At 74.1% G+C, this 20,910-nt stretch carries 17 protein-coding genes and 1 pseudogene; 8 read left to right on the top strand and 10 right to left on the bottom strand.

Annotated features, from left to right (window positions below; all coding sequences use genetic code 11):
- Window positions 1-18: 18 nt before the first annotated feature.
- The 4 genes and pseudogenes from D0D28_RS09580 to D0D28_RS09565 form a co-directional block, all read right to left on the bottom strand.
- Window positions 19-939: pseudogene (locus D0D28_RS09580) on the bottom strand (hydroxymethylglutaryl-CoA lyase).
- 2 nt (window positions 940-941) lie between these two features.
- On the bottom strand, window positions 942-2,339 hold the full coding sequence (locus D0D28_RS09575) for a hydroxymethylglutaryl-CoA reductase, degradative (protein WP_275895894.1): 1,398 nt from the start codon (window positions 2,337-2,339) through the stop codon (window positions 942-944).
- Window positions 2,323-4,131, bottom strand: a complete 1,809-nt coding sequence (locus D0D28_RS09570; RefSeq protein ID WP_116110384.1) for a helix-turn-helix domain-containing protein — start codon at window positions 4,129-4,131, stop codon at window positions 2,323-2,325. Before D0D28_RS09570 ends, D0D28_RS09575 begins: the two co-directional genes overlap by 17 nt.
- Before the next feature lie 66 nt (window positions 4,132-4,197).
- The gene (locus tag D0D28_RS09565) at window positions 4,198-4,758 is read right to left on the bottom strand and encodes a quercetin 2,3-dioxygenase (protein WP_094008523.1); all 561 of its coding nucleotides are present in this window, start codon (window positions 4,756-4,758) and stop codon (window positions 4,198-4,200) included.
- 53 nt (window positions 4,759-4,811) lie between these two features.
- Between D0D28_RS09565 and D0D28_RS09560 the strand changes: the two genes are divergently transcribed.
- Window positions 4,812-5,240, top strand: a complete 429-nt coding sequence (locus D0D28_RS09560; RefSeq protein WP_094008522.1) for a MarR family winged helix-turn-helix transcriptional regulator — start codon at window positions 4,812-4,814, stop codon at window positions 5,238-5,240.
- 5 nt (window positions 5,241-5,245) lie between these two features.
- Here D0D28_RS09560 and D0D28_RS09555 read toward each other — a convergent pair whose 3' ends face one another.
- The 3 genes from D0D28_RS09555 to D0D28_RS09545 form a co-directional block, all read right to left on the bottom strand.
- Window positions 5,246-6,634: an MFS transporter gene (locus D0D28_RS09555; protein ID WP_162831022.1), complete on the bottom strand. Its 1,389-nt coding sequence runs from the start codon at window positions 6,632-6,634 to the stop codon at window positions 5,246-5,248.
- A gap of 500 nt (window positions 6,635-7,134) precedes the next feature.
- A complete protein-coding gene (locus D0D28_RS09550) occupies window positions 7,135-8,748 on the bottom strand; it encodes an FAD-dependent monooxygenase (protein WP_116110382.1) in 1,614 nt (537 codons plus the stop codon).
- Window positions 8,738-9,538, bottom strand: a complete 801-nt coding sequence (locus D0D28_RS09545; protein ID WP_116110399.1) for an alpha/beta hydrolase — start codon at window positions 9,536-9,538, stop codon at window positions 8,738-8,740. The genes D0D28_RS09550 and D0D28_RS09545 overlap by 11 nt, the downstream gene beginning before the upstream one ends.
- Before the next feature lie 106 nt (window positions 9,539-9,644).
- Here D0D28_RS09545 and D0D28_RS09540 point away from each other — a divergent pair, with 106 nt between their 5' ends.
- Window positions 9,645-10,412 carry an IclR family transcriptional regulator gene (locus D0D28_RS09540; RefSeq protein ID WP_116110381.1) on the top strand — a complete coding sequence of 256 codons (768 nt, stop codon included), beginning with the start codon at window positions 9,645-9,647 and terminating at the stop codon, window positions 10,410-10,412.
- Here the strand turns inward: D0D28_RS09540 and D0D28_RS09535 are convergent.
- Window positions 10,346-11,875, bottom strand: a complete 1,530-nt coding sequence (locus D0D28_RS09535) for a bifunctional 3-(3-hydroxy-phenyl)propionate/3-hydroxycinnamic acid hydroxylase (RefSeq protein ID WP_116110380.1) — start codon at window positions 11,873-11,875, stop codon at window positions 10,346-10,348. The two genes, D0D28_RS09540 and D0D28_RS09535, sit on opposite strands and share 67 nt — an antisense overlap.
- Before the next feature lie 55 nt (window positions 11,876-11,930).
- The gene (locus D0D28_RS09530; protein ID WP_116110379.1) at window positions 11,931-12,797 is read right to left on the bottom strand and encodes a fumarylacetoacetate hydrolase family protein; all 867 of its coding nucleotides are present in this window, start codon (window positions 12,795-12,797) and stop codon (window positions 11,931-11,933) included.
- Window positions 12,798-12,858: 61 nt separating this feature from the next.
- Between D0D28_RS09530 and D0D28_RS09525 the strand changes: the two genes are divergently transcribed.
- The 5 genes from D0D28_RS09525 (at window position 12,859) to D0D28_RS09500 (ending at window position 17,709) form a co-directional block, all read left to right on the top strand.
- Window positions 12,859-13,530: a FadR/GntR family transcriptional regulator gene (locus D0D28_RS09525; RefSeq protein WP_116110378.1), complete on the top strand. Its 672-nt coding sequence runs from the start codon at window positions 12,859-12,861 to the stop codon at window positions 13,528-13,530.
- A 9-nt stretch (window positions 13,531-13,539) separates the two neighbouring features.
- Window positions 13,540-14,784 carry a DUF3500 domain-containing protein gene (locus D0D28_RS09520; protein WP_205413217.1) on the top strand — a complete coding sequence of 415 codons (1,245 nt, stop codon included), beginning with the start codon at window positions 13,540-13,542 and terminating at the stop codon, window positions 14,782-14,784.
- Window positions 14,781-15,161 carry a nuclear transport factor 2 family protein gene (locus D0D28_RS09515; RefSeq protein ID WP_205413216.1) on the top strand — a complete coding sequence of 127 codons (381 nt, stop codon included), beginning with the start codon at window positions 14,781-14,783 and terminating at the stop codon, window positions 15,159-15,161. The genes D0D28_RS09520 and D0D28_RS09515 overlap by 4 nt, the downstream gene beginning before the upstream one ends.
- Before the next feature lies 1 nt (window position 15,162).
- The gene (locus D0D28_RS09510; protein WP_116110377.1) at window positions 15,163-15,903 is read left to right on the top strand and encodes an IclR family transcriptional regulator; all 741 of its coding nucleotides are present in this window, start codon (window positions 15,163-15,165) and stop codon (window positions 15,901-15,903) included.
- Window positions 15,904-16,446: 543 nt separating this feature from the next.
- On the top strand, window positions 16,447-17,709 hold the full coding sequence (locus D0D28_RS09500; protein WP_205413215.1) for an MFS transporter: 1,263 nt from the start codon (window positions 16,447-16,449) through the stop codon (window positions 17,707-17,709).
- Here D0D28_RS09500 and D0D28_RS09495 read toward each other — a convergent pair.
- A complete protein-coding gene (locus D0D28_RS09495) occupies window positions 17,664-18,281 on the bottom strand; it encodes a TetR/AcrR family transcriptional regulator (RefSeq protein WP_094008516.1) in 618 nt (205 codons plus the stop codon). The two genes, D0D28_RS09500 and D0D28_RS09495, sit on opposite strands and share 46 nt — an antisense overlap.
- Before the next feature lie 68 nt (window positions 18,282-18,349).
- Between D0D28_RS09495 and D0D28_RS09490 the strand changes: the two genes are divergently transcribed.
- Window positions 18,350-20,896 (top strand): family 78 glycoside hydrolase catalytic domain, encoded by a 2,547-nt coding sequence (locus tag D0D28_RS09490; protein ID WP_116110376.1) that lies wholly within the window; start codon window positions 18,350-18,352, stop codon window positions 20,894-20,896.
- Window positions 20,897-20,910: the final 14 nt, after the last annotated feature.

Genomic DNA, 20,910 nt, shown 5'->3' with positions numbered 1-20,910 from the left:
GGCTTTTCTCCGTAGGGGTCAGGCGCCGGTGAGCGCGCGCAGGGCGCGGGAGGGGCTGGGCCGTCCCAGGTGCCCGGCCAGCCACACGCTGGTTTCGGCGAGTTTGGTCAGGTCGACACCGGTGTGGATGCCGAGCCCGTCGAGCTGCCACAGCAGGTCCTCGGTGGCGAGATTGCCGGTGGCGCTCTGGGCGAACGGGCAGCCGCCCAGCCCGCCCGCCGAGGCGTCCACGGTGGTGACGCCGCGCTGCAGGGCGGCGAGGGTGTTCGCCAGGGCTTGGCCGTAGGTGTCGTGGAAGTGCACCGCGATCCGTCCGATCGGGACGCCCGCGGCGACGAGCCCGTCGAGCAGCGCGACGACGCGGCCGGGGGTGGCGACGCCGATCGTGTCGCCGAGGCTCAGTTCGGTGCAGCCCAGGGCGAACAGCCGGGTGGCGACCGCGATCACCCGGGGCAGCGGGACCTCGCCCTCCTCCGGGTCGCCTCAGCACATCGACAGGTAGCCGCGCACGCCGAGCCCCGCCTCCCGGGCGCGGGCGACCACCGGCGCGAACATCTCCAGCGACTCGCCGACGGACCGGCCGAGGTTGGCCCTGGCGAAGCTCTCGGTGGCCGAGGCGAACACGGCGATGTCGGTGACGCCGAGGTCCAGTGCCCGCGCCAGGCCGCGCTGGTTGGGCACCAGCACCGGGTAGCGCACGCCGGGACACCGGTCGAGGCGGCGCAGGACCTCCTCGGCGTCGGCCAGCTGCGGCACCCGGTCCGGGTGGACCAGGCTCGTCGTCTCGATCACGGTGTGCCCGGCGTCGGCCAGCCGTTCCACCAGCTCGGCCTTCACCGCGGACGGCACGAGCACGGATTCGTTCTGCAGCCCGTCGCGCGGGCCCACCTCCCAGATCGTCACCGCGGACGGCAGACCGGGCAGCTGATCGACGGTCATGATCAGCTCTTCGCCCGCAGCTCGGCGAGGACCTTCCCGGCGTGGTCGGCGCGGACCTTCCGGTCGGCGACCAGCCGCGCGACCACCGCCGGGACCTCCGCGGCGGTCGCGCCCACGGTGGTGGCGATGTTGCGGGCGTGCAGCGACATGTGCCCGCGCTGGATGCCCTCGGTGGCCAGTGCCCGCACCGCGGCGAAGTTCTGCGCGAGCCCGACCGCGGTGACGATCTCCGCCAGTTCGGTCGCGGTCCGCACGCCGAGCAGGGCGGCGGCGGCCTGCGCCACCGGGTGCACGCGCGTGGCGCCGCCGACCAGCCCGACCGGCATCGGCAGTTCCAACGTGCCGGCCACGTTGCCGTCGGCGTCCTTTTCGAAGCGGGACAACGACGTGTACCGCCCCGACTCGGAGACGGCGTGCGAGTGGGCGCCGGCCTCGACCGCGCGGGTGTCGTTGCCGGTGGCGAGCACGACCGCGCTGATGCCGTTCATGATGCCCTTGTTGTGCGTCGCCGCGCGGTAGGGATCGGCCTCGGCGAGCGCGGCGGCGTGCACGATGTCGTCCACCACCGCGGGCCCGCCGAGCGATTCGGCGTCGAACACCGCGCGGGCCCGGGACAGGCGCAGATCGGCCTTGTTGGTCAGGATCCGCAGCAGCACCCGGCCACCGGCGATCTCCCCGGCGCGCGCGGCGACCGCTTCGGCCATCGTGTTCACCGCGTTGGCGCCCATCGCGTCGCGCACGTCGACCTGCAGATGCGCGACCACGTAGGTGCCGGCGCGGGAAGGCACCAGCCGCACCGCGATGTCCCGCACGCCACCACCGAACTCGACGAGCTTCTCGTCCTGCGCGTTGGCCAGGCCGATCAGCTCGTCGCGGGCCTCCAGCAGCCGGACGCGGCCCGCCTCCGGATCGCGCACGCCGACGATCTGCACCTGCGCCTGCATGATCGGCGCCGTCGAGGACGTGTGGAACCCGCCGCGGACGCGGGCGATCTTGGCGGCGTTGCTCGCGGCGGCGACCACCGAGGCCTCCTCGGTGGCCATCGGGACCAGCACCTCCCGGCCGTTGACCACGAAGTTGGTGGCCACCCCCAGCGGTACGCCGAGGATGCCGACGACGTTTTCGATCATGTGGTCGGCCGCGACGGCGTCGAGCCCGTGCCCGTGCCCGGGGTCGAACGCCGCGAGCGACGCCGGGTCGAGCCCGGCCGCCTCGGCGGCGGCCTTGCGCCGGGCCTCGACGGGCAGATCCCGGAGTCCCTGGATACGACTGGTGCGCGCCATAGCGCCCCTTCCACTTCCGTGTGGCTGCGTGACGACCCAGGACGCTAGCTCCGCACCCGGGCAGCGGGAATGGACCGAACGTCCACTCCGTACGGCCCGGCTATGGACGTTCGGCAAGGCGGGCGAGCCGGACGGCGACGGTGAGCCGGAACAGCCGGTCGGGCTCCTGCCAGCCCTCCCCCAGCAGCTCGGCGGCGCGGTCCAGCCGCTGCAGCACGGTGTTCTTGTGCACGTGCAGCGCGCGGGCGGTGGCGACCGGGCTCATCCGGTGGTCCAGGTAGGCGGCGAGCGTGGGCAGCAGGGTGCCGGAGTGCTCGGCGTCCCAGTCCAGGACCGGCCCGAGGACCCGGCGCACGAACGCCGACACCCGGGCCTCGCCCGGGCCGAACAGCGCCGTGTAGGGCAGGTACTCGTCGGTGGTGACCGCCGCGCCGGCCACCGCCAGCGCGGGCAGGATGCGCACGCACGCCGTGGCCTGCTCCACGGGTTCCCGCAGGTCGTCCCCGGCGGCGGCGCCCACGGCCAGCACCGGGGCGGCCAGTGATCGCGCGACGGCGGTGTGCACGGTCCGCGCCGCGGCGGCCGGGTCCTCCACCGGGGTCAGGACGACGATGTGGTCCGCGTGCTCGCCGACCAGGTCGCCGGTCCGGCGCAGGGCGCGGGCCGCCTGGTGGCGCAGGTCGGCGGGGACGGCGACGACCACGACCGAGCGCGGGCCGTCCAGCCGGATCCCGCGCGCGCGGGCGCGGGCGGCGGCACCGGCACGCCGGTCCGCGTCGGCGGAGAGCAGGTCGGCGAGCAGATCCCCGCGCACCCGCTGCTCGGCCTCGATCAGGGCGTCCTGCTTGAGGCGCAACAGCGCGGTGATCTGCGCGGCGCGCTCCGCGGTGCGGAACTCCACGGGCCCGAACTCGACGGTTCCCTGCTCCAGCAGCAGCGCGCCGAGCAGCGTCGGCCCCGCCACGACGGCGACCGCGAAGGCACCTTCGCCCGCCGGCACGCACCGCCCGCTGCGCCGGCTCCGCTCGACGGCCTCCCGCACGCCGCCGTCGAGGTGATCGGTGTCCAGCAACGCGACGCGGCAGCGCAGGGCCCGGCCGAGCGCGCCGGCGACCTCGGTGGCGTCGCCGCCCTGGAGGACGAGCGTGGTGAGGTCGCTGTGCACCTCGCTCGCGCGTTCCATCGCCTCCACGTGCCGGGCCAGCTCGCCGTAGGCGCGGCGGGTTTCGTCGGCGGCGGTGTTCGCGCGGGCCAGCAGCCGGGCGGTCTGCAGCACGACGGCCGCGTGGTCGGCGAACGCCGACAGCAGCGAGATCTCCTCCGGGGAGAACGCGTGCTCGACGCGGTTGGCGGCGAACAGCACCCCGATGACCTCGTCCCCGGCCAGCAGCGGGATGCCGAGCAGCGAGACGAGCCCCTCCGCGGCGACGGTCTCGTCGATCCGGTCGTCGTGCGGCGCCTGGGTCATCGCGTCGTACCGGGCGGTCCAGCACGGGCGGCGGCTCTCGACCACCTGGCTCGCCAGGCCCATCCCGGGCGGCACGCGCAGCCCCGGGAACGACGGCGCGACCGTGCCCAGCGTCGTGCGCACCCGCAGCTCCCGGCTGCCGACGTCGAACTCCGACAGGTAGGTGACGTCCGTGCCGACGAGGTCGTGCGCCCGCTCCACCAGCCGGGCCAGCAGCTCGTCGACGTCCCGCAGCTCGGCCAGCTCCCGCGCGGAGGAGAACAGGGCGGCGAGCTCCTGCCCACGGCGCCGGAGGCGGTCCGAGGTGGCCCGCAGGCGCCGGATGCCGGAGGTGATCCGCTCGGCGTCGGCGGTGCCGAGACCGGCCAGCAGCGGAGCGACGTCGGTGTGCTGCTCGGCGGCCTCGAGCAGGCCGACGACGGCGGCGACGGGCAGGGTCATGCATCACCTCGTGGACCGGACGACCACCCCGAGCCGGGCCGGGGTGGTCTCACGGTACCGGCGAGGTCAGGGCGTGGTGTGCCAGCGGTGCTCCGGGAGGAACTTCACGTCGTAGCGCTGCGGCACCGTGCCGAACTTGTGCGGCTCCGGCACGGCGGGCACCTTCGGCAGCCCCAGCTCCTCGGCCGGGACGCCGAGGTTTTCGAAGAACCGCTCGAACGTCCCGCCCGGACCGGCGGCCACGCCGACGACCATGCTGTGGTGCCGTTCCATCCGGTAGGCGTGCGGGCAGTTCTTCGGCACGAACCCGAAGTCGCCGGGGGTGAGGAGCTTTTCCTGCTGGTTGCCCGCGGTGTCCTCGACGAACAGCCGCACCGCGCCGGCCGTCACGTAGAACACCTCGTAGGTGTCGGGGTGCAGGTGGGCCGGGATGAGGTCGCCCTTCGGGCCCTCGCAGGTGAAGAAGTTGAACGTGCCCTCGGTCTGCTCGCCACCCGCGTAGATGGTGAACAGGTCGCCGAAGAGGTGGGCGCGGTCGCCCTCGCCCTTTTCGATGAAGTACGGCTTGCCCGGCTCGGCGGGGATGCGCGACGCGCGGCGGTAGGGGGTGGCGAACTCTGCCGTCATGATGTCTCCCGGTCGGTGTTTCTGTCAGGCAGCCTGACAGATATCCTGTTGTCGTGCAAGCAGAACCCACACTCGCTCAGTCGCTCGGCGAGGCTCGGCGGTGGTTCGACGAGGCGCTGATCGCCGGCCTGGCACGGGCGGGCGCGGCGCCGGTGTCGGGCACCCAGGTCGCGCTGTTCGCGGTGCTCGACCCCGGCGGGACGACGGTGTCCGAGCTGGCCCGGCGCATGGGCGTGACCCGGCAGACGGCGCACCAGGCCGTCGGTGCGCTGACCCGGCTCGGTCTGCTCGAACAGGTGCCGGATCCCTCTTCCGGGCGGCAGCGGCTGGTGCGGCGCACCGCGGAGGGCGAGCGGACGCACCGGACCGCGCTCGGCATCCTGCGCCGGGCGGAGACCGCGCTGGCGCGCCGGATCGGGCGCGAGCCGGTGCGGGCCCTGCGCGCGGCGCTGCACGCCGACTGGGGCCGCCCGCCCTCCTGACGGGGTCACTTCGCCAGCTCCTCCAGCGGCCGCTGCTTGGTCTCGATGCCGAAGCGGAGCATGACCAGCAGCCCGATCAGCAGCACGGCGGCGGTCAGCGCGAAGCTCCACACCACCCCGGCCGCGGCGCCGAGCAGCAGCCCGATGGTGATGGGCGCGATCACCGACGCGAGGTTGCGCATCGTGCTGCCGACCATCGTCGCCCAGGCGCGCATCCGCGTCGGGTACAGCTCGGCGGTGTAGAGGTAGGCCAGCGGCGCGTTGATGTTCACGCCGAACAGCACCAGCGCCCCGCACACGAACAGCGCCACCCAGCCGGTCGCGCCGAGCAGCACGCCGCCGATGCTGCCTGCCAGGGCCAGCCCGTACCCGGCGGCGAACCAGAACCGGCGGCCCAGCTTGTCCAAAGAGGACGCGCTGACGTAGAGGGCGACGAGGTTGCCGACCACGATCCCGCCGGTGAGCAGGGACGCGACGGCCGGGGTGAGGTGGCCGACCCGGACCAGCAGCGTCGGCATCCAGGAGGTGAACCCGCCCAGCGGCAGGAACGTGGTGAACCAGATGCACCAGAGGGCGAGCGTGCGGCCGCGGTAGTCGCGGGAGAGCAGCTCGCCGAACCGGGTGGGCGGTTCGGGGCGCAGGTCGGCGGGTTTGTGCGGTTCTTCGAGGATGCGGCCGCCGCGGCGGGCGCTGGCCTCCATCGCCTCGACGATCTCGGTGGCGGCTTCGAGGTCGCCGCGGTGGATGAGGTGGCGCGGCGACTCGGGCAGGCGGAAGTGGGCCCACACCGCGGTGAGCACCGGGACGCCGGAGATCACGAACAGCCAGCGCCAGGCGTCCTCGGGCGGGAACACGGACAGGAACAGCGCGCCGACGAGCGTGGCGCCGAGGATGCCCCACACGAACAGGCTTTCGTAGACGAGCACGATCCGGCCGCGGGCGCGGGCGCGGACGAACTCGTTGAAGATCGTCGCGGCGACGGGCACCTCGGCGCCCAGGCCGATGCCCTGGATGAGGCGGAAGGCCATGAGGCTTTCGACGTTCCAGGCGATCGCCGAGGCCAGCGCGAGGAGGCCGAACAACGCGGAGGCGGCGACGAAGGCGGCCTTGCGGCCGTAGCGTTCGCTGATGACGCCGAAGAGGATGGCGCCGGCGATCTGCCCGACGTAGCCGACGGCGATGAGCGTCCCGGCGACCGACAGCGGCGCGCCGAGCGTGGTGAGGACCGCGGTGAGCGCGACGGACAGGATGAGCGCGTCGAAGGAGTCGAAGAACGTCCCGACGCCCAGTATCGAGGCCACCCGCAGGTGGTAGCGGGTCAGCGGAATCCGCTCGACGCGGGCGAGAAGGGCCGCGGCGGCGGTGGCGCGCGCGGCGGTGGGTTCGATGCTCAAGGTGCCTCCACACTGAGACGGGGAGCGGGAGCGGACAGGAGGGGACGGATGGGGCGGGAATCCGGGGCGGTGGACGAGCATCGAACCGCCGCACGCGGCCGGGCCCGGGCCGCGCACCGGGTGCCGCGCGCGGCAGTTGCGCCCGCGCGGTGAGACGACCGGGACCGCACGCCCGCGCACGGAACGCACACCTCACTCACGCCGACAAGGACGGCAACGCGCGCGACGCTGGGTGAGCCCCGTCTGGCCGCCGTCGCGGCCGGCGGGCGTCCGGATTGAGCACGCACCGCCGCACGCAGCCGGGCCCGGGCCGCGCACCGGGTGGCGCGCGCGGCAGTAGCGCCCGCGCGGTGAGACGACCGGGACCGCACGCCCGCGCAACGGAACGCACATCTGATCCGTGCACACCCGCGCGAGGAGGGTCACCGTCCCGGTGGCGCGCGCGGCGGTGGGTTCGATGCTCAAGGTGCCTCCACACTGAGACGGGGAGCGGGGAAAGGTCAGGACGCGACCACGGCGGCGTGCGCGCCGCGGGCGATGTCCAGGATCTCGGCGGCCGCGGTGCTGTCATCGCCGCGCCAGGCGATGTGCTGGTCCGGGCGGATCAGCAGCAGCGGGGCGCCGTAGGAGTCCTTGCCGGGCAGGCCGGGCAGGTCCAGCACCGTCAACGGCACACCTCGGGCCCGCGCCGCCTCCACAAAGGACTCCATCGGCACGGTTTCCAGGCGCAGCAGGGTGAAACCCGGCCCGAGGTGGTCGAACAGCGACGAACCGTCCGGCAGCCACCGGTGTGGCAGGCGCGTTCCGGGACGCGCCGAGCCGTGGTAGGTCAGCGGCTCGTGCGGGGGCACCGGCGAGCCGTCGTCCACCACGATCGGGGAACCGGCGTAGTGGTAGCCGAGCACCAGGCCGAGGCTGTGGAACTCGCCGCGCTTGGCCGACAGCGCCTCGGCCACCACCGCCCGGCGCGCCACGCCCGCCGGGGTCGCGGCGTCGATGTCGGGGTGCGCGAACGCCCGCGCCAGGTGGTTCTCCTGCGCCGCCGCGTCCGCGATCGTCTGCCGCGCCACCGGGCGCCGCTCCGGTTCGTAGCTGTCCAGCAACGCCGGGCCGGCCCAGCCGCGCAGCACCGCGACCAGTTTCCACGCCAGGTTCACCGCGTCCCCGACACACGTGTTGTACCCGTGCCCGCCCCACGGCGGGTTCAGGTGCGCCGCGTCGCCGACGAGGAACGTGCGCTCCCCCCGATACCGATCCACCAGCAGCATCCGCGCCACCCACGGGTCGGTGGCCTGCACCTCGACGTCGACGTCCGCCCCGATCAGCCGCCGCACCAGGGCGGCCGGGTCGACGTCGCCGTCCCGCACGTCCACGCCCTGCGCGATCGCCCACCACGTGCCTTCGGTGTCCATCCGCCCGGCGATCCGGGCGAACTCGGCCCCGAGCACCCAGTAGTGGACCGCCCGCGCGCACACCGTCTCGTCGGTCAGGGCGGGCGCGCGGAAGGTGATGTTCAGGTTGGGCAGCTCACCGCTGCCGCCGGAGTACCGCGCCCCGATCACGTCCCGCGTGATCCCGCCGGCCCCGTCGCAGCCGATCAGGTACTCCGCGGTGACCTCGCGGACCGCGCCGTCCGGCCCGGCGATCGTGGCCCGCACCCCGGCGGCACCGTCCTCGGCGGACACCATCCGCCAGCCGAAGAGCGTCCGCACCGACGGCAGTTCCGCGACCGCCTCGCGCAGCACCTCCTCGACGATCGGCTGCGGGATCTGCTGCCCGCCTTCGGCGAACTCGTCCCGCCGCTCCGCGTGCATCGCGAACGCGTGGGGGAACCGGGTGATCTCGTGGCCGGTGAGGCTGGTGCAGAACACGACGTCCTGCGCGTGCGACACCGGCAGCGGCGCGGCCGCGCGGACCCGGTCGGCCAGGCCCCAGCGGCGCAGCAGCTCCATCGTGCGGGCACTGGTGGTCTTGGCGCGCGGCCGGTCCCCGGTGACGGTCGCGCGGGGCTCGACCAGCAGGCACGGGATGTCCGCGCGGCCCAGCTCGATCGCGACGGCGAGCCCGCTCGGGCCACCACCCGCGATGAGAACCGGAAAGTGCTCAGGCAACATGTCCCCCAAAGCAGTGAGTACGGGCGAATTCGAGTGAGAGGTCGAAGGCGGTGGCGGCCAGTCCGGGGTTGCCGAGCCACATGTGGCCGGCGCCGTCGAACAGCCGCAGGTCCACGTCGGCGCCGGCCGCGGTGAGCGCCTCGGCCAGCCGCCGCGACTGGGCGCACGGCACGAACCGGTCGGATTTCCCGTGCAGCAGCAGGAACGGTGGCGCTCCACTGTGGACGTAGGTGACCGGGCTGGCCTCGGCGGGGGCGACGTCGCGGAGCAGCAGGGCCTCACGGGTCTCGGTGGATCCCGGCGCGGGCTCGGCGACCAGGCCGGCCTCGGCCAGGTCGGTGTCCAGCGCGGTGAGATCGGCGGGACCGTACCAGTCCACGACCGCGACCACGCCCTGCACCCGCAACCCGGCCAGCGCGGCCAGGTGCCCACCCGCGGACTCGCCCCACACGACGATCCGGCCGGTGTCCAGGCCCAGTTCGGTGGCGTGGTCGCGCAGCCAGGCGAAGGCCGCGGACACGTCGTCGAGCTGGGCGGGGAACGGCGCCTCGCCGGTGAGCCGGTAGTCGACGCTCGCGACGGCGAACCCGGCGGCGGCGAGCCGCTCGAACGGGCTGGGCGAGGTGTCCGCGAACATCGGGCCGAAGGACTCCCGGCTGCCGACGCGCCAGCCGCCGCCGTGCACGAACACCACCAGCGGTGCGAGCCCGGGCGCGTCCCCGCGGTGGAGGTCCAGCAGCAGCGGCCGGAACCCCGGGACCGCGGCGTACTCGAAGGTGCGGCGGGTCATGATCACCTCGTTCGGATCGGCGGTGGTCCGGTGCGCCCCAGTATCGGGCGGGCGATCACGGCGGGACAGCGAGCGTTCCATTGGTTGGGTCTGTCAGACTCGATGGATGGACGGCGAAACCCCGGTCGCGCGACGTGGCAAACGACCGAAGAGCGGCGCGCCGGTGGTGGACCCGGCGCTGTCGCTGCTGGCCGCGTTCGACGAGGAGCACCGGGCGCTGGGCCTGGCGGACCTGAGCCGCCGGGCGGGCGTGCCGCGCAGCACCGCGGTGCGGCTGGCGGCCCGGTTGCGGGAATGGGGCGCGCTGGAACGGGACGAGCGCGGCCGGTACGTGATCGGCCTGCGGCTGTTCGAGATCGCGTCGCTCGCGCCGCGCAGCCACGGGCTGCGGGAGGTCGCGCTGCCCTACCTGGAGGACCTGCACGAGGTGACGCGGCAGCACGTGCTGCTCGCGGTGCGGGACGGCGCCGAGGCGCTGCTGGTGGAGCGGCTGTCGACGCGCGGGGCGGTGGAGATCGCCTACCGGGTCGGCGGGCGGCTTCCCCTGCACGACACCGGCGTCGGGATCGTGCTGCTGTCGGGCGCGCCGCCGGAGCTGCTGGAGGAGCGGTTCGCGGAGCTGTCCCCCGCGGAAGGCGCCAAGCTGCGCCGCCGCCTGGCCGACACGCGGCGCCTGGGCGTGGCGATCTTCGATCGCCGCAAGCCGGCGCCGGTGTCGTCGGTGGCCGCGCCGATCCACGACCACACGGGCACGCTCGTGGCGGCGGTGTCGGTGGTGGTACCGGCCGGAGCGGCGCGGCCGCAGGCCTACGAGCAGGTCGTGCGCGCGACGGCGCTGGCGATCTCGCGGGGCATGGGCCTGCGGCGGCCCTGAACGGCGGCGATGAACTCTCCCGCCAGCCAGGCGGGATCCCCCGCGCCGAAGACGTGGAAGTCCGGCCGGATCAGCACCGCCGGGGCGTCCAGTTCGGACAACCACCGGGTGTAGGTACCGTCCACATCGGTCACTTCGTCCAGCGCGACCACGGAAATCCCCAGCTCCGCCAAGCCGCCCGGCGAGCACGGTTCCCGGGTGATCAGCGCACCCGGGCCACCGAACACGTCGTCGAACAGCCCGGTCACCCCGCCGGCCGACACCCGGCCCTGCAGCGCCAGGATCCCGCCGGACTCGCCGGTGTGCAGGCCCGGCCCCAGGCCCGGGCGCGGTGGCGCCGGGGGTTTGCCGCCGGCCGCCCGGGACGCGATCATCCGGCGGTCCCGTTCCGCGGCCTCCGCCGGATCGGCGATGCAGATGACCTTCCCCAGCTCCACCGAGAACCGCACGAACGCCCGAGCGTGGTGCAGCCGCTCGCTGCCGTAGGTGTCCAGCAGCTCCGCCCCTGCCAGGCCGCGCAGCACCAGGTCCAGCTTCCACCCGAGGTTCATCACGTCCCGCACCCCCGCGCCGAGCCCCTGCCCGGCGAACGGCGGCATCAGGTGCGCCGCGTCCCCCGGCGGCACGTCCCGGCCGGCCCGCCACCGCTGAGCCCAGCCGGCCTGGAAGGTGTAGGCCGAGTGCCGCTCCAGCTCGGCGTTCCCGGGTGTGATCCCGTGCGGCGCCAGCAGTTCCCACGCCTTCTCCGCGCGATTCAGGTCCTGTTTGGACTCGTGCGGCAGCCGCATGAACTCCCACCGCCGCCGCCCGGGTCCGCCCGGCACCATGGTCGAGGGCCGCCGCACGTCGCAGGACTGCGTGGCGATGTGCGGGAACTCCAGCCCCGGCCGGGGTTTGACGTCGACGACCAGCCAGTCGTGGAAGTACCCCTCGTCATGCCAGCCGATCCCGGCCCACCCGCGGACGCGGCTGTTCGCCCCGTCCGCGCCGACCACCCAGGACGCCGAGACCGCGAGGCGCTCGCCGCCCCGGCACGCCTCGACCGCCCCGGTGGCCGCGTCCACGGCGGTCGCCTCCCAGCCGCGCAGCACCCGCACCGCAGGCAGGCCGCGGATGATCGAGTCCAGCCGGGCCTCCAGCGCGGGCTGGCTGAAGAAGTACGTGTTGTACCAGCCGGATTCGCCGCGCCCGCTCCAGTCGACCTCGACCAGCGTCTCGCCGTCGCCGTTGCGCCACACGTACAGGTCGTCGTAGGGCTCGGTGATGTCCGGGATCGCCGACGGCGGCAACCCGACCGACTGCAGGATCCGCGCGAAGTCCGAGCAGTGCGTCACCGCGCGGGGCAGCGGGTAGTCGGCCTCGTTGCGGTCGAGGACGACCACCCGGTGCCCGCGACGGCCCAGCTGGATCGCCAGCAGCTTGCCCACCGGCCCGTAGCCGATGACTGCGACGTCGAAGTCCACGTCGACCTCCCGGTCTCTCCTAGCCTGACCGGGCGAAGATAGGTGCGGGACCGGGTCAGGCGGCCCCTCCGCGTCCCGGTTCCCGGGACAGCAGCCGCTGCTTGCCGTCCACGATCGTGTTGCGCAGCACGCCCAGCCGGTCGACCTCGACCTCGACCACGTCACCCGGCTGGAGCAGCCACCGCGGCGTGCGCGCGTACCCGACGCCCGACGGCGTGCCGGTGGCGAGCAGGTCGCCGGGCCGGACCGTGAAGGTCCGCGAGATGTGCGCCAGCGTCTCGCCGACCGGGTACACCATCTGGGTGGTGTTGCCGTCCTGCACGGTTTCGCCGTTGACCCGCGTGCGCACCCGCAGCCCGTCCCGCAGGTCCCCGACCTCCGCGGCCGGGACCATCGGGCCGAGCGGGCCGGAGGAGTCGGCGTTCTTGCCGAGGATCCACTGCGAGGTCAGCTTCTGCGCTCGCCGCGCGGTGACGTCGTTGAACGCCGAGTACCCGGCCACGGCGGCGAGCGCCTCCTCTGGCGTGGCGTCGACCAGCGTCCGGCCGACCCACGCGACGATCTCCCCCTCCCAGTCCAGCCCGTCCTCGTCGGCCGGGACCGGGATCTCCGCGCCGTCCACGGTCAGCGACTGGGTCCAGCGCGCGAACAGCGTCGGGTACTCGGGCAGCTCGGCGTCGCGGTAGGAGCCCTCGGCGACGTGCGCGAGGTAGTTCAGCCCGATGCAGATCACCCGCGCCCCGGGCAGCACGGGCGGCACCAGCCGCACGTCCGTCAGCGTCTGGCCCGACCGCGGCCGGGCCAGGAAGCCCTCCGGGTCCGACCAGAACTCCTCCAGCCCGGCGATCACGGTCACCGACCCGTCCTCCGCCAGGCTTCCGACCTCGGTGCCGGCGCCGCGCGCCACTCCCACGATCCGCATCGTTGCTCCTTCGCTCCAGAAAACTTCCTAAAGGTTAGAACCTTTATGGTTGAATAGCACCATGACGAACCTGACCGGACTCGGGCGCACCCGCGCCGAGCAGCTCGCCGCCCTGCTCGAGGAGCGGATCCGGGGGCTCGCGCCGGGCGACCCGGTGGGCACGATCGACGAGATCCGCCGGGAGTCGGGGCTGGCCAGGGCCACCGTCAGCGAGGCCATCCGGCTCCTGCGCGACCGCGGCGTGCTGGCGATCCGGCCGGGCCGCGGCGGCGGGCTGTTCGTCGCCGACCAGGGCCCGGTGGTGCGGATGCGGCACACGCTGCTCGGCGTCCGCGAGGACCCCTCGTCCGTCGCCGACGCCGTCGAGCTGCGCAACCACCTCGAAGAGCTGATCGACGTCGGCGCCGCGCGCTGCCGCACGGCCGAAGACATCCCCCGCCTGCGCGCCCGCCTCGACGCGATGGCCGCCGCGCCGTCGTGGGCGGAGTTCGTCCGCGCGAACTGGGCGCTGCACGAGGAGATCGCCGCGCTGTGCCCCAACGCCATGGCCCGCGCGGTCTACCTGGGCACGCTCGGGCACCTGTCCACCACCGCACCGCACCTGCGCGACACCGACGCCGAGGCGTACCGGGCGCGGCGGCTGCGGGTCCACGTCGACCTGGTCGACGCCATCGCTTCGGGCGACGAAGCGGCCGTCCGCGCCGCCGTCGCCCGGCACAACACCACCGACTGAGGAGGCACCGTGGCCCCGGCCGAATTCCGCCGATACCTGTTCCCGCCGGACTCCCCGCGCATCACCGGCATCAAGGGGATGGACGCCTACACCTACCGGGAGGCCGCGAAGGAGGACCCGTTCACCGGCGGCCTGATCCGCGGCTGGGAACCGTTGCAGCTGCAGGAGTTCCGCGGCGTCACCGAGGACGGCACGCTCCGCCCGGAGGTCCACCCGTTCGAGCCCGCCCGGCCTGGTGAGGAGGCCCCGGTGGAGGCGATGGTCGCCGCCGCCCGCGCGCTGGAGGCGGCGCTGGACGAGGAGAGCCGCGGCAAGCTGCGGTACGCCGTGGACGCGGTCGAGTGGCAGACCTGGGCCAACCCGGAGTTCATGCAGTTCGACACCGGGATCCGGCTGGAGTTCCAGCCGCCCGAGGTGCGGCGCGCGGCCCTGGAGCTGGTGCGGGCCTCGCTGAGCCCGGAGGGTTTCCGGCTGGTGCACGACATGATGCGCATCAACGGGTTCCTCGGCGAGGTCGTCGGGCTGGCGAGCATCCTCAACGAGTTCAGCTACAACGTCGCGCTCTACGGCGAGCCGGACCCGGTGGAGCCGTGGGGCTGGCAGCTGTTCGGGCACCACTGCGCGGTCAACTGCCTGGTGGTGGCGGGGCGCATGGTGGTCAGCCCGGTGTTCCTCGGCGCCGAGCCGAACGAGATCGACGAGGGCCCGCACGCCGGCACCACCGCCTACACCGACCGGATCCGGCTCGGCACCGACCTGATGGCCGCGCTGCCGGAGAACCAGCGGCGCGCCGCGGTGGTGTACGAGCGGATGGTGGACCCGGCGATGCCGCCCGGGCGGGTGCACCCCGGCGACGAGCGGCACCTCGCGGGCGCGTTCCAGGACAACCGGGTGATCCCGGTCGAGGGTGTGCGGGTCGCGGAGATGCCGGCCGCGGCGCGGGAGCTCGTGCTGGCGATCGTCGAGTCGTTCGTGTCGCTGCTGCCCGAGGGGCCGCGGGCGGCGCGGATGCGGGAGGTGCGGTCGTTCCTGGACGAGACGTGGTTCTCCTGGATCGGCGGGCACGAGCCCGGGGACGTGTTCTACTACCGGGTGCAGTCGCCGGTGGTGATCGCCGAGCTGGACCACCACTGCGGGGTCTTCCTCGACTACGACACGCCGAAGCCGTTCCACATCCACACCGTGCTGCGGACGCCGCACGGCAACGACTACGGGCGCGCGTACGTGCGGGCCTGGCGGGACCGGCAGGCGTGAGCGCGACCGCCCGGCACCACATCGCCAACCTGCTGCACACCTACGTCGAGATCGCCGATCGCAAGGACGTCGACGCGGTCGTGGACCTGCTGGGCGCGGCGCGGGTGGTGTTCCCCGCGGCGCGCAGCGCGGATCCCGGCGGGGCGCGGGAGCTGTTCGGTCGCTTGTGGACGGACCCGGCGCCGCATCGGCACGACGTGAGCAACCTGATCGTGGAACCCGCCGGTGACGGGTTGTGGTCGGCGCGGGCCCACTACACCCGGTGGGTGCTGCGGCCGGATCCCGAACTGCACACGCTGGGCGAGTACGCGCTGCTCGTCGCCGAGGACGGGTGGCGGGTGCGGTCACTGACCGTGACCCGGACCTGGACCCGGTGAGATGGCCGACCTCGCCCGCGTCACGCTCGTCCTGGACACCCTCGCCGAGAGCCGGTGCGGCCTGACCGTCACCGAGCTGGCGGTGCGCACCGGGCTGCCCCGCTCCACCGTGCACCGCGTGCTGCAGAGCCTGGAGCGCGAGCTGTACGTGGTGCGTTCCCGCGAGCCGGACCGGCCCGGGTACGTGCTCGGGCCGGCGCTGCTGAAGTTCGGGATGAACAGCCACCTGCGGCTGCTGGCCGCCACCCGGCCCGACCTGGTGGCGCTCGCGCGGGAGGTGCAGGAGCGGGTCGAGCTGGCCGTCTTCAGCGGGCGGGAGGTCGTGGTGGTGGACCAGATCGCCGCCCCGGCCCGGTTGCGCGGGGTGACGCAGGTCGGCAAGAGCTTTTCGCTGCACGCCAGCTGCATCGGCAAGGTGCTGCTGGCCGAGCTGCCGGACGCGCGGGTGGCGGAGCTGCTGCCGGAGCGCCTGGACCGGTTCACCCCGGCGACGGTGACGTCACGGACCGCGTTGCTGGCGGAGCTGGCGCGGGTGCGGCGAGCCGGGGTCGCGGTGGACCGGGAGGAGCACGACCGCGGGATCTCCGCGGTGGCGACGGCGCGGCTCGGCGCGGGCGGCACGTGGCAGGCGGTCGCCGTGGTGATGCCGAGCCAGGCCTTCGCGACCAAGTTCGAAGCAGCGGTCCACGGCCTGCGGCGCGTCAACCCGGCGATCGACGTGGCGGCCGTGCTCGGCAGGTGAGCCTTGTGGCCGGTGGCACGCAGAGCGGCGGCCGCGGAACGGGGCGGCCGCTTCCCGCCGATGGCGCACACACCGCGCGGACCGAGCGGCGCACAGGCCACGCCAGCGCGACCGCCTCCCGCCGGTGGCGCACCGGCCCCAGCGTGAACCGGCGCGGGGTGGCCGGCCCCGCGCCGCCAGGTGCCGCGACCACCTCCCACTCGGTGAGCATGTCCGACGTGGTCGAGCCGAAACCACCGGCCCTGCCGTTGGCGATGACCAGGAAGCCGTGCGAGGTCCACTCGGTCAGCATGTTCTCGAACCAGGTGCCATCCGCGCGGCACGCACCGTTGCCCCACGCCACGTTCGGGAGCTTGACGCCGGCGGGCTGCGCATGGGCTTTTCCCTCACTGGAGACACGGGAGGAAAAGTGCGACCGGTCGCGGACAGAACCGGTGACACCACCGATACCGGAGCTGTCCCGGGAACCGGGACGAACCCGTTCTGCCGCGGCCCCCGCCACCGCACCCTGAGACGGCCATCACTCCCGCCCGGAGGACACCAATGAAGCTGGCCAACTCGCCCCGCACCGGGGCGTCCGCGGCACACCGGCGACTCGTCGTCGCCGTCTGCATGATCGTCACCGTCATCGAGGGCTACAACCTCATCGTCTACGGCTCGGTCGTGCCGTTGCTGCTCGCCGACCCCGCCCTCGGCATCACCGACGGCCAGACCGGCCTCATCGGCGGCGTCGTCTACCTCGGCGACGCGCTCGGCGCCCTCCTGGCCCCCGCACTGGCCGAACGCACCAGCGCCAAGACCACCCTGGCCACCGGCATCGTGGTCTTCGGCCTCGGCTCGCTGGCCTTCGCGCTCGCCACCGGCGGCACGATGCTCGCGTTCGCCCGGCTGCTCAACGGCCTCGGCGTCGGCGCCGCGCTGACCACCGCGATGACCATCGCCCGCGACCAGGCCCCCGCCCGGCGCGCGTCGCTGGTCGTGACCATCACGATGGCCGGCATCCCGCTCGGCGGGGTGGTCGCCGCGCTGCTCGCGATCCCGGTGCTGCCCGCGTTCGGCTGGCGGACGCTGTTCTTCGTCGGCGCCGGGCTGAGCGTGCTGATCTTCGCCGTCCTCGCGCCGCTGCGGGTCCCGGCCGACCCCGCGCGGGCCGCGGCCGACCAGTCGTGGACCGGGCGGCGCAAGCTCGCCGCCCTGGTCGCGGGGCGGGGCAAGTGGATCCTGCTCGCCGTCGCGGGCGCCGTCATCGCGAACATGGTCGCCTGGCAGGGGCTCAACGTGTGGGCCGCGCAGGCGATGATCGACCTCGGGTTCTCGCTGAGCAGCGCGCTGCTGTTCACCTTCGCGCTGACCGGCGCCGCGGTGCTCGGGTCGTTCGTCACCGCGTGGGCCGCCGACCGCCACGGCAGCGCGCGGATCGCCGTGGCCACCGGCACCTGCACGATCGCGGGCCTGGCCGGGATGCTCGTCCTGCCCACCGGCCCGGTGACCGCCGCGGTGTGCATCGCCGCGATGGGCGTCGGCGGCCACTCGACGATGAACCTCGTGCACACCACGACGTCGTCGGTGTTCCCGGCGCCCGCCCGCGCCGCCGCGCTGGGCTGGTCCAACGGGACGTCGTTCATCGGCGCGTTCTTCGGGCCGACGCTGGGCGGCATGGCGATCGGGGCGGGTGGCGCGCACGCCGTGTTCGGCACGCTCGCCGTCGCCGCCGGGGTGTGCCTGGTCGCGGTGACCGCGCTGGCCGGCCTGGCCCGCGCTCAGACCGAGGTCGTGCTCACCGCGCCGGCGATCCGGGCCAGGTGAGCGCGCACGCCACCCACGAGGTCGAGGTCCCCGTCGGCGAGGACCCACTGCAGCTGCAGCCCGTCGCTGACGGCGACGCACTCCCTGGCCAGCTCCCGGCAGTCGGTGCCGGGCGCCAGCTCCCCCCGCTCCGCGCAGCGGGTGAACAGGGCGGCGATCGCGTCGACGGTCTCCGCGTAGCGCGCGGCGAACACCGCGTGCGCCGGGCTGGAGGCGTCCGCCGCCTCGGCCGAGCACAGCACGAACAGCTCGATCAGGCCCGGCTGCGCGAGGTGCCGTTCGGTCGAGGCGACCATCTCCGCCAGGACGTCGGCCAGGGTCGCGTCGGCGTCCAGCTCCGTCCACCAGCGCGCGGTGGTGGCGATCCGGTGCTCGGCCACGGCGTGCAGCAGGTGCTTCTTCGTCGGGAAGTGGTAGAGCAGGCCGCCCTCGGTGAGGCCGACGTCGGCGGCGATGCGCGCCAGCGGGACCCGGTGGTAGCCGCGTTCGGCGAAGCGCTCGGCGGCCGCGGCCACGATCCGCGCGCGGCGCTCCCGGCCCGCCGCGTAGCTCCCGGTCCTGCGTCGTCCCACGGCGGTCACTCTAGCCCGGCCCGCCAAAAACCTTGTTGACTCAGTTTTTGTCGGCTACGGTTCCGGCCATGAACCAGCCCGCGGAGCTGCGGCTCGAACACCTCCCGCCCGGCCAGCCCTGCGGGGTGCCGCGGCCCCGGCTGTCCTGGTGGCTGCCGGAGAACGCGGCGGTCCAGCACGCCTACGCCGTCCGGATCGTCCACGACGGACGCGTGAGCTGGGAGTCCGGACGGCGGGCGGACGGCCGTTCCGTGCTGGTCGACGCGGGTGTCCCGGCCGGGGTGCCTGGCAGCGAGTGGCAGGTGCGGGTGTGGACGGACCTGGGCGAGTCCGGCTGGTCGGCGCCCGCGCCCTGGACCGTGACCGCGCCGGACTTCGGCACCGCGCAGTGGATCGAGCCGGCCGAAGACGCGGTGCCACCACCCGGCCGGCGACCTGTATACAACTTGCATACCGAGTGCACGCTGGGCGCTGCGGTGGTGCAGGCGACGGCCTGGGCCACCGCACACGGTGTATACGAGCTGTTCATCAACGGTGTCCGGGTCGGTGACCAGGAGCTGACGCCCGGCTTCACGGCCTACCGGTCACGGTTGCAGGCGCAGCGCTACGACGTCGCCGGGCACCTGCGCGAGGGCGTCAACACGGTCGACATCCTGCTGTCGGATGGCTGGTTCCGCGGGCGGCACGGGTTCGAGCGGACCGCCGACGGGTTCGGCACGCGCGTCGCGGCGCTGCTCGCTCTCGGCGCCACCCTGGCCGACGGCACCGGCGCGACCGTGGTGACCGGCGATGGCTGGCGGTCCCGCCCGTCGGGCATGACGGCGGACCTGATGGACGGCCAGACGCGCGGGCCCGCGACCGCGGAGTGGGCGGCGGCCCGTCCGGTGCGTGGCGGCCTCTACGACGACCGGTCGCGGCTGGAGCTGTCCGTGGCGCCCCCGGTGCGGCGGGCCGCCGAACTGGCGCCGGTGAGCGTCCGCCGGGCCGGCGGGAGCCAGGTGATCGACTTCGGGCGCAACCTCAACGGGTGGGTCCGGCTGACCGCGCCACCCGGGCGGATCACGCTCACCCACGGCGAGTTCCTCGGCCCGGACGGGCGGGTGGACACCGGGCACCTGCGGGCGTTCGACTTCGCGACCCGGCAGCCGCTGCCCGCCGGCCAGGTCGACGTCGTCGAGGGCGGCGGGGTGTTCGAACCGCGCCACACCACCCACGGCTTCCGCTACGTGCAGATCGACGGCCGGGCCGAGGACGTGACGGCCGTCGTCGTGCACACCGACCTGCGGCGCACCGGGTGGTTCCGGTGCGGTGACGAGGACCTGAACGCGTTGCACGAGGCGGCGACGCGAAGTTTCCTCGCGAACGCCTGCGATCTGCCGACCGACTGCCCGCAGCGCGAGCGGTCCGGGTTCACCGGGGACTGGCAGGTCTACGCCGGGGCCGCGGCGTTCACCCACGACGTCGCGGGGTTCAGCGACAAGTGGCTGCGCGACCTGGCGGCCGACCAGCTGCCGGACGGGCGGGTCACCACGATCGCCCCGAAGCCCTCCGGCGGGACCGCGATGGACGGCTCCGCGGGCTGGGGCGACGCGTCGGTGATCGTGCCGTGGGAGATGTGGCGCGCCTACGGCGACCTGGAGCTGCTGCGCCGCCAGTTCGGCTCGATGCGCCGGTGGGTCGGTTTCGCCGCGCGGACCGCCCGCGAGAACCGGCACCCGGACCGGCGGGGCGCGCCCGCGCCGCACGAGGAGTACCTGTGGGACACCGGGTTCCACTTCGGGGAGTGGCTGGAGCCGGGCGAGACCCCGGCGCCCGATCCGGGTGAGGACCACGGGATCGTGGCCACCGCCTACCTCGCCCGATCGGCGGATCTGCTGAGCCGGATCGCCACCCTGCTGGGTGAGGACGCGGACGGCTACCGCCGGATCGCCGCCGGGGCGCGGGAGGCGTGGCAGCGCGAATACCTCGCCGCCGACGGGTCGATCGCGGTGCCGACGCAGGCGAACCACGTGCGGGCGCTGGCGTTCGGCCTGGTGCCGTCGTCGCTGCGCGCGGCGGTGGCGGCCCGGCTGGTGTCGCTGGTCGAGCGGGCCGGTTATCGCGTGGGCACGGGGTTTCTGAGCACGGGGCTGCTGTTGCCGGTGCTGGCCGATGCCGGGTACGTGGACGAGGCGTACCGGGTGCTGCTCGCGCGGGGCGTGCCGTCGTGGCTCGGGATGCTCGACCGCGGGGCGACGACGATCTGGGAGTACTGGGACGGCGTGGACGCGGGGCGGGCGCGGGGTTCGCTCAACCACTACGGGAAGGGCGCGGTGATCTCGTTCCTGCACACGCACGTCGCCGGGATCCGGTTGCCGGACGACCCCGGCGCGGCGGAGGCGGGGTACCGGCGTTTCGTCGTGCAGCCGTGTCCGGGCGGTGGGTTGCGGTGGGCCGAGGCCGAACACCACAGCCCCTATGGCGTGATTCGCAGCGCGTGGCGGGTGGGGGGTGGACGGATGTGGTTGTCGGTGACCGTGCCGCCGGGGACGCGGGCCCGGATTCGCTTGCCGGACAAGGAAATCGGCGATGCCGGGCCGGGCGCGCACGAATGGCGGGTGGAGTTGCCCCGGTGATTGCGCGGCAAACA

The sequence above is a fragment of the Amycolatopsis ruanii genome (assembly GCF_003385175.1).
Taxonomy (GTDB): Bacteria; Actinomycetota; Actinomycetes; order Mycobacteriales; family Pseudonocardiaceae; genus Amycolatopsis_E; species Amycolatopsis_E thermalba.
The sequence above is the reverse complement of the archived record's forward strand: the minus strand, read 5'-3'. Positions and strand labels throughout refer to the sequence as shown.

Bases quoted from the DNA above. Each gene is read 5' to 3' on its own strand.
- D0D28_RS09500 (WP_205413215.1), top strand. From the start codon at position 16,447: ATGAAGCTGGCCAACTCGCCCCGCACCGGGGCGTCCGCGGCACACCGG.
- D0D28_RS09540 (WP_116110381.1), top strand. From the start codon at position 9,645: ATGGACGGCGAAACCCCGGTCGCGCGACGTGGCAAACGACCGAAGAGC.
- D0D28_RS09550 (WP_116110382.1), bottom strand. From the start codon at position 8,748: ATGTTGCCTGAGCACTTTCCGGTTCTCATCGCGGGTGGTGGCCCGAGC.
- D0D28_RS09565 (WP_094008523.1), bottom strand. From the start codon at position 4,758: ATGACGGCAGAGTTCGCCACCCCCTACCGCCGCGCGTCGCGCATCCCC.
- D0D28_RS09570 (WP_116110384.1), bottom strand. From the start codon at position 4,131: ATGACCCTGCCCGTCGCCGCCGTCGTCGGCCTGCTCGAGGCCGCCGAG.
- D0D28_RS09490 (WP_116110376.1), top strand. From the start codon at position 18,350: ATGAACCAGCCCGCGGAGCTGCGGCTCGAACACCTCCCGCCCGGCCAG.
- D0D28_RS09525 (WP_116110378.1), top strand. From the start codon at position 12,859: ATGACGAACCTGACCGGACTCGGGCGCACCCGCGCCGAGCAGCTCGCC.
- D0D28_RS09530 (WP_116110379.1), bottom strand. From the start codon at position 12,797: ATGCGGATCGTGGGAGTGGCGCGCGGCGCCGGCACCGAGGTCGGAAGC.
- D0D28_RS09545 (WP_116110399.1), bottom strand. From the start codon at position 9,538: ATGACCCGCCGCACCTTCGAGTACGCCGCGGTCCCGGGGTTCCGGCCG.
- D0D28_RS09510 (WP_116110377.1), top strand. From the start codon at position 15,163: ATGGCCGACCTCGCCCGCGTCACGCTCGTCCTGGACACCCTCGCCGAG.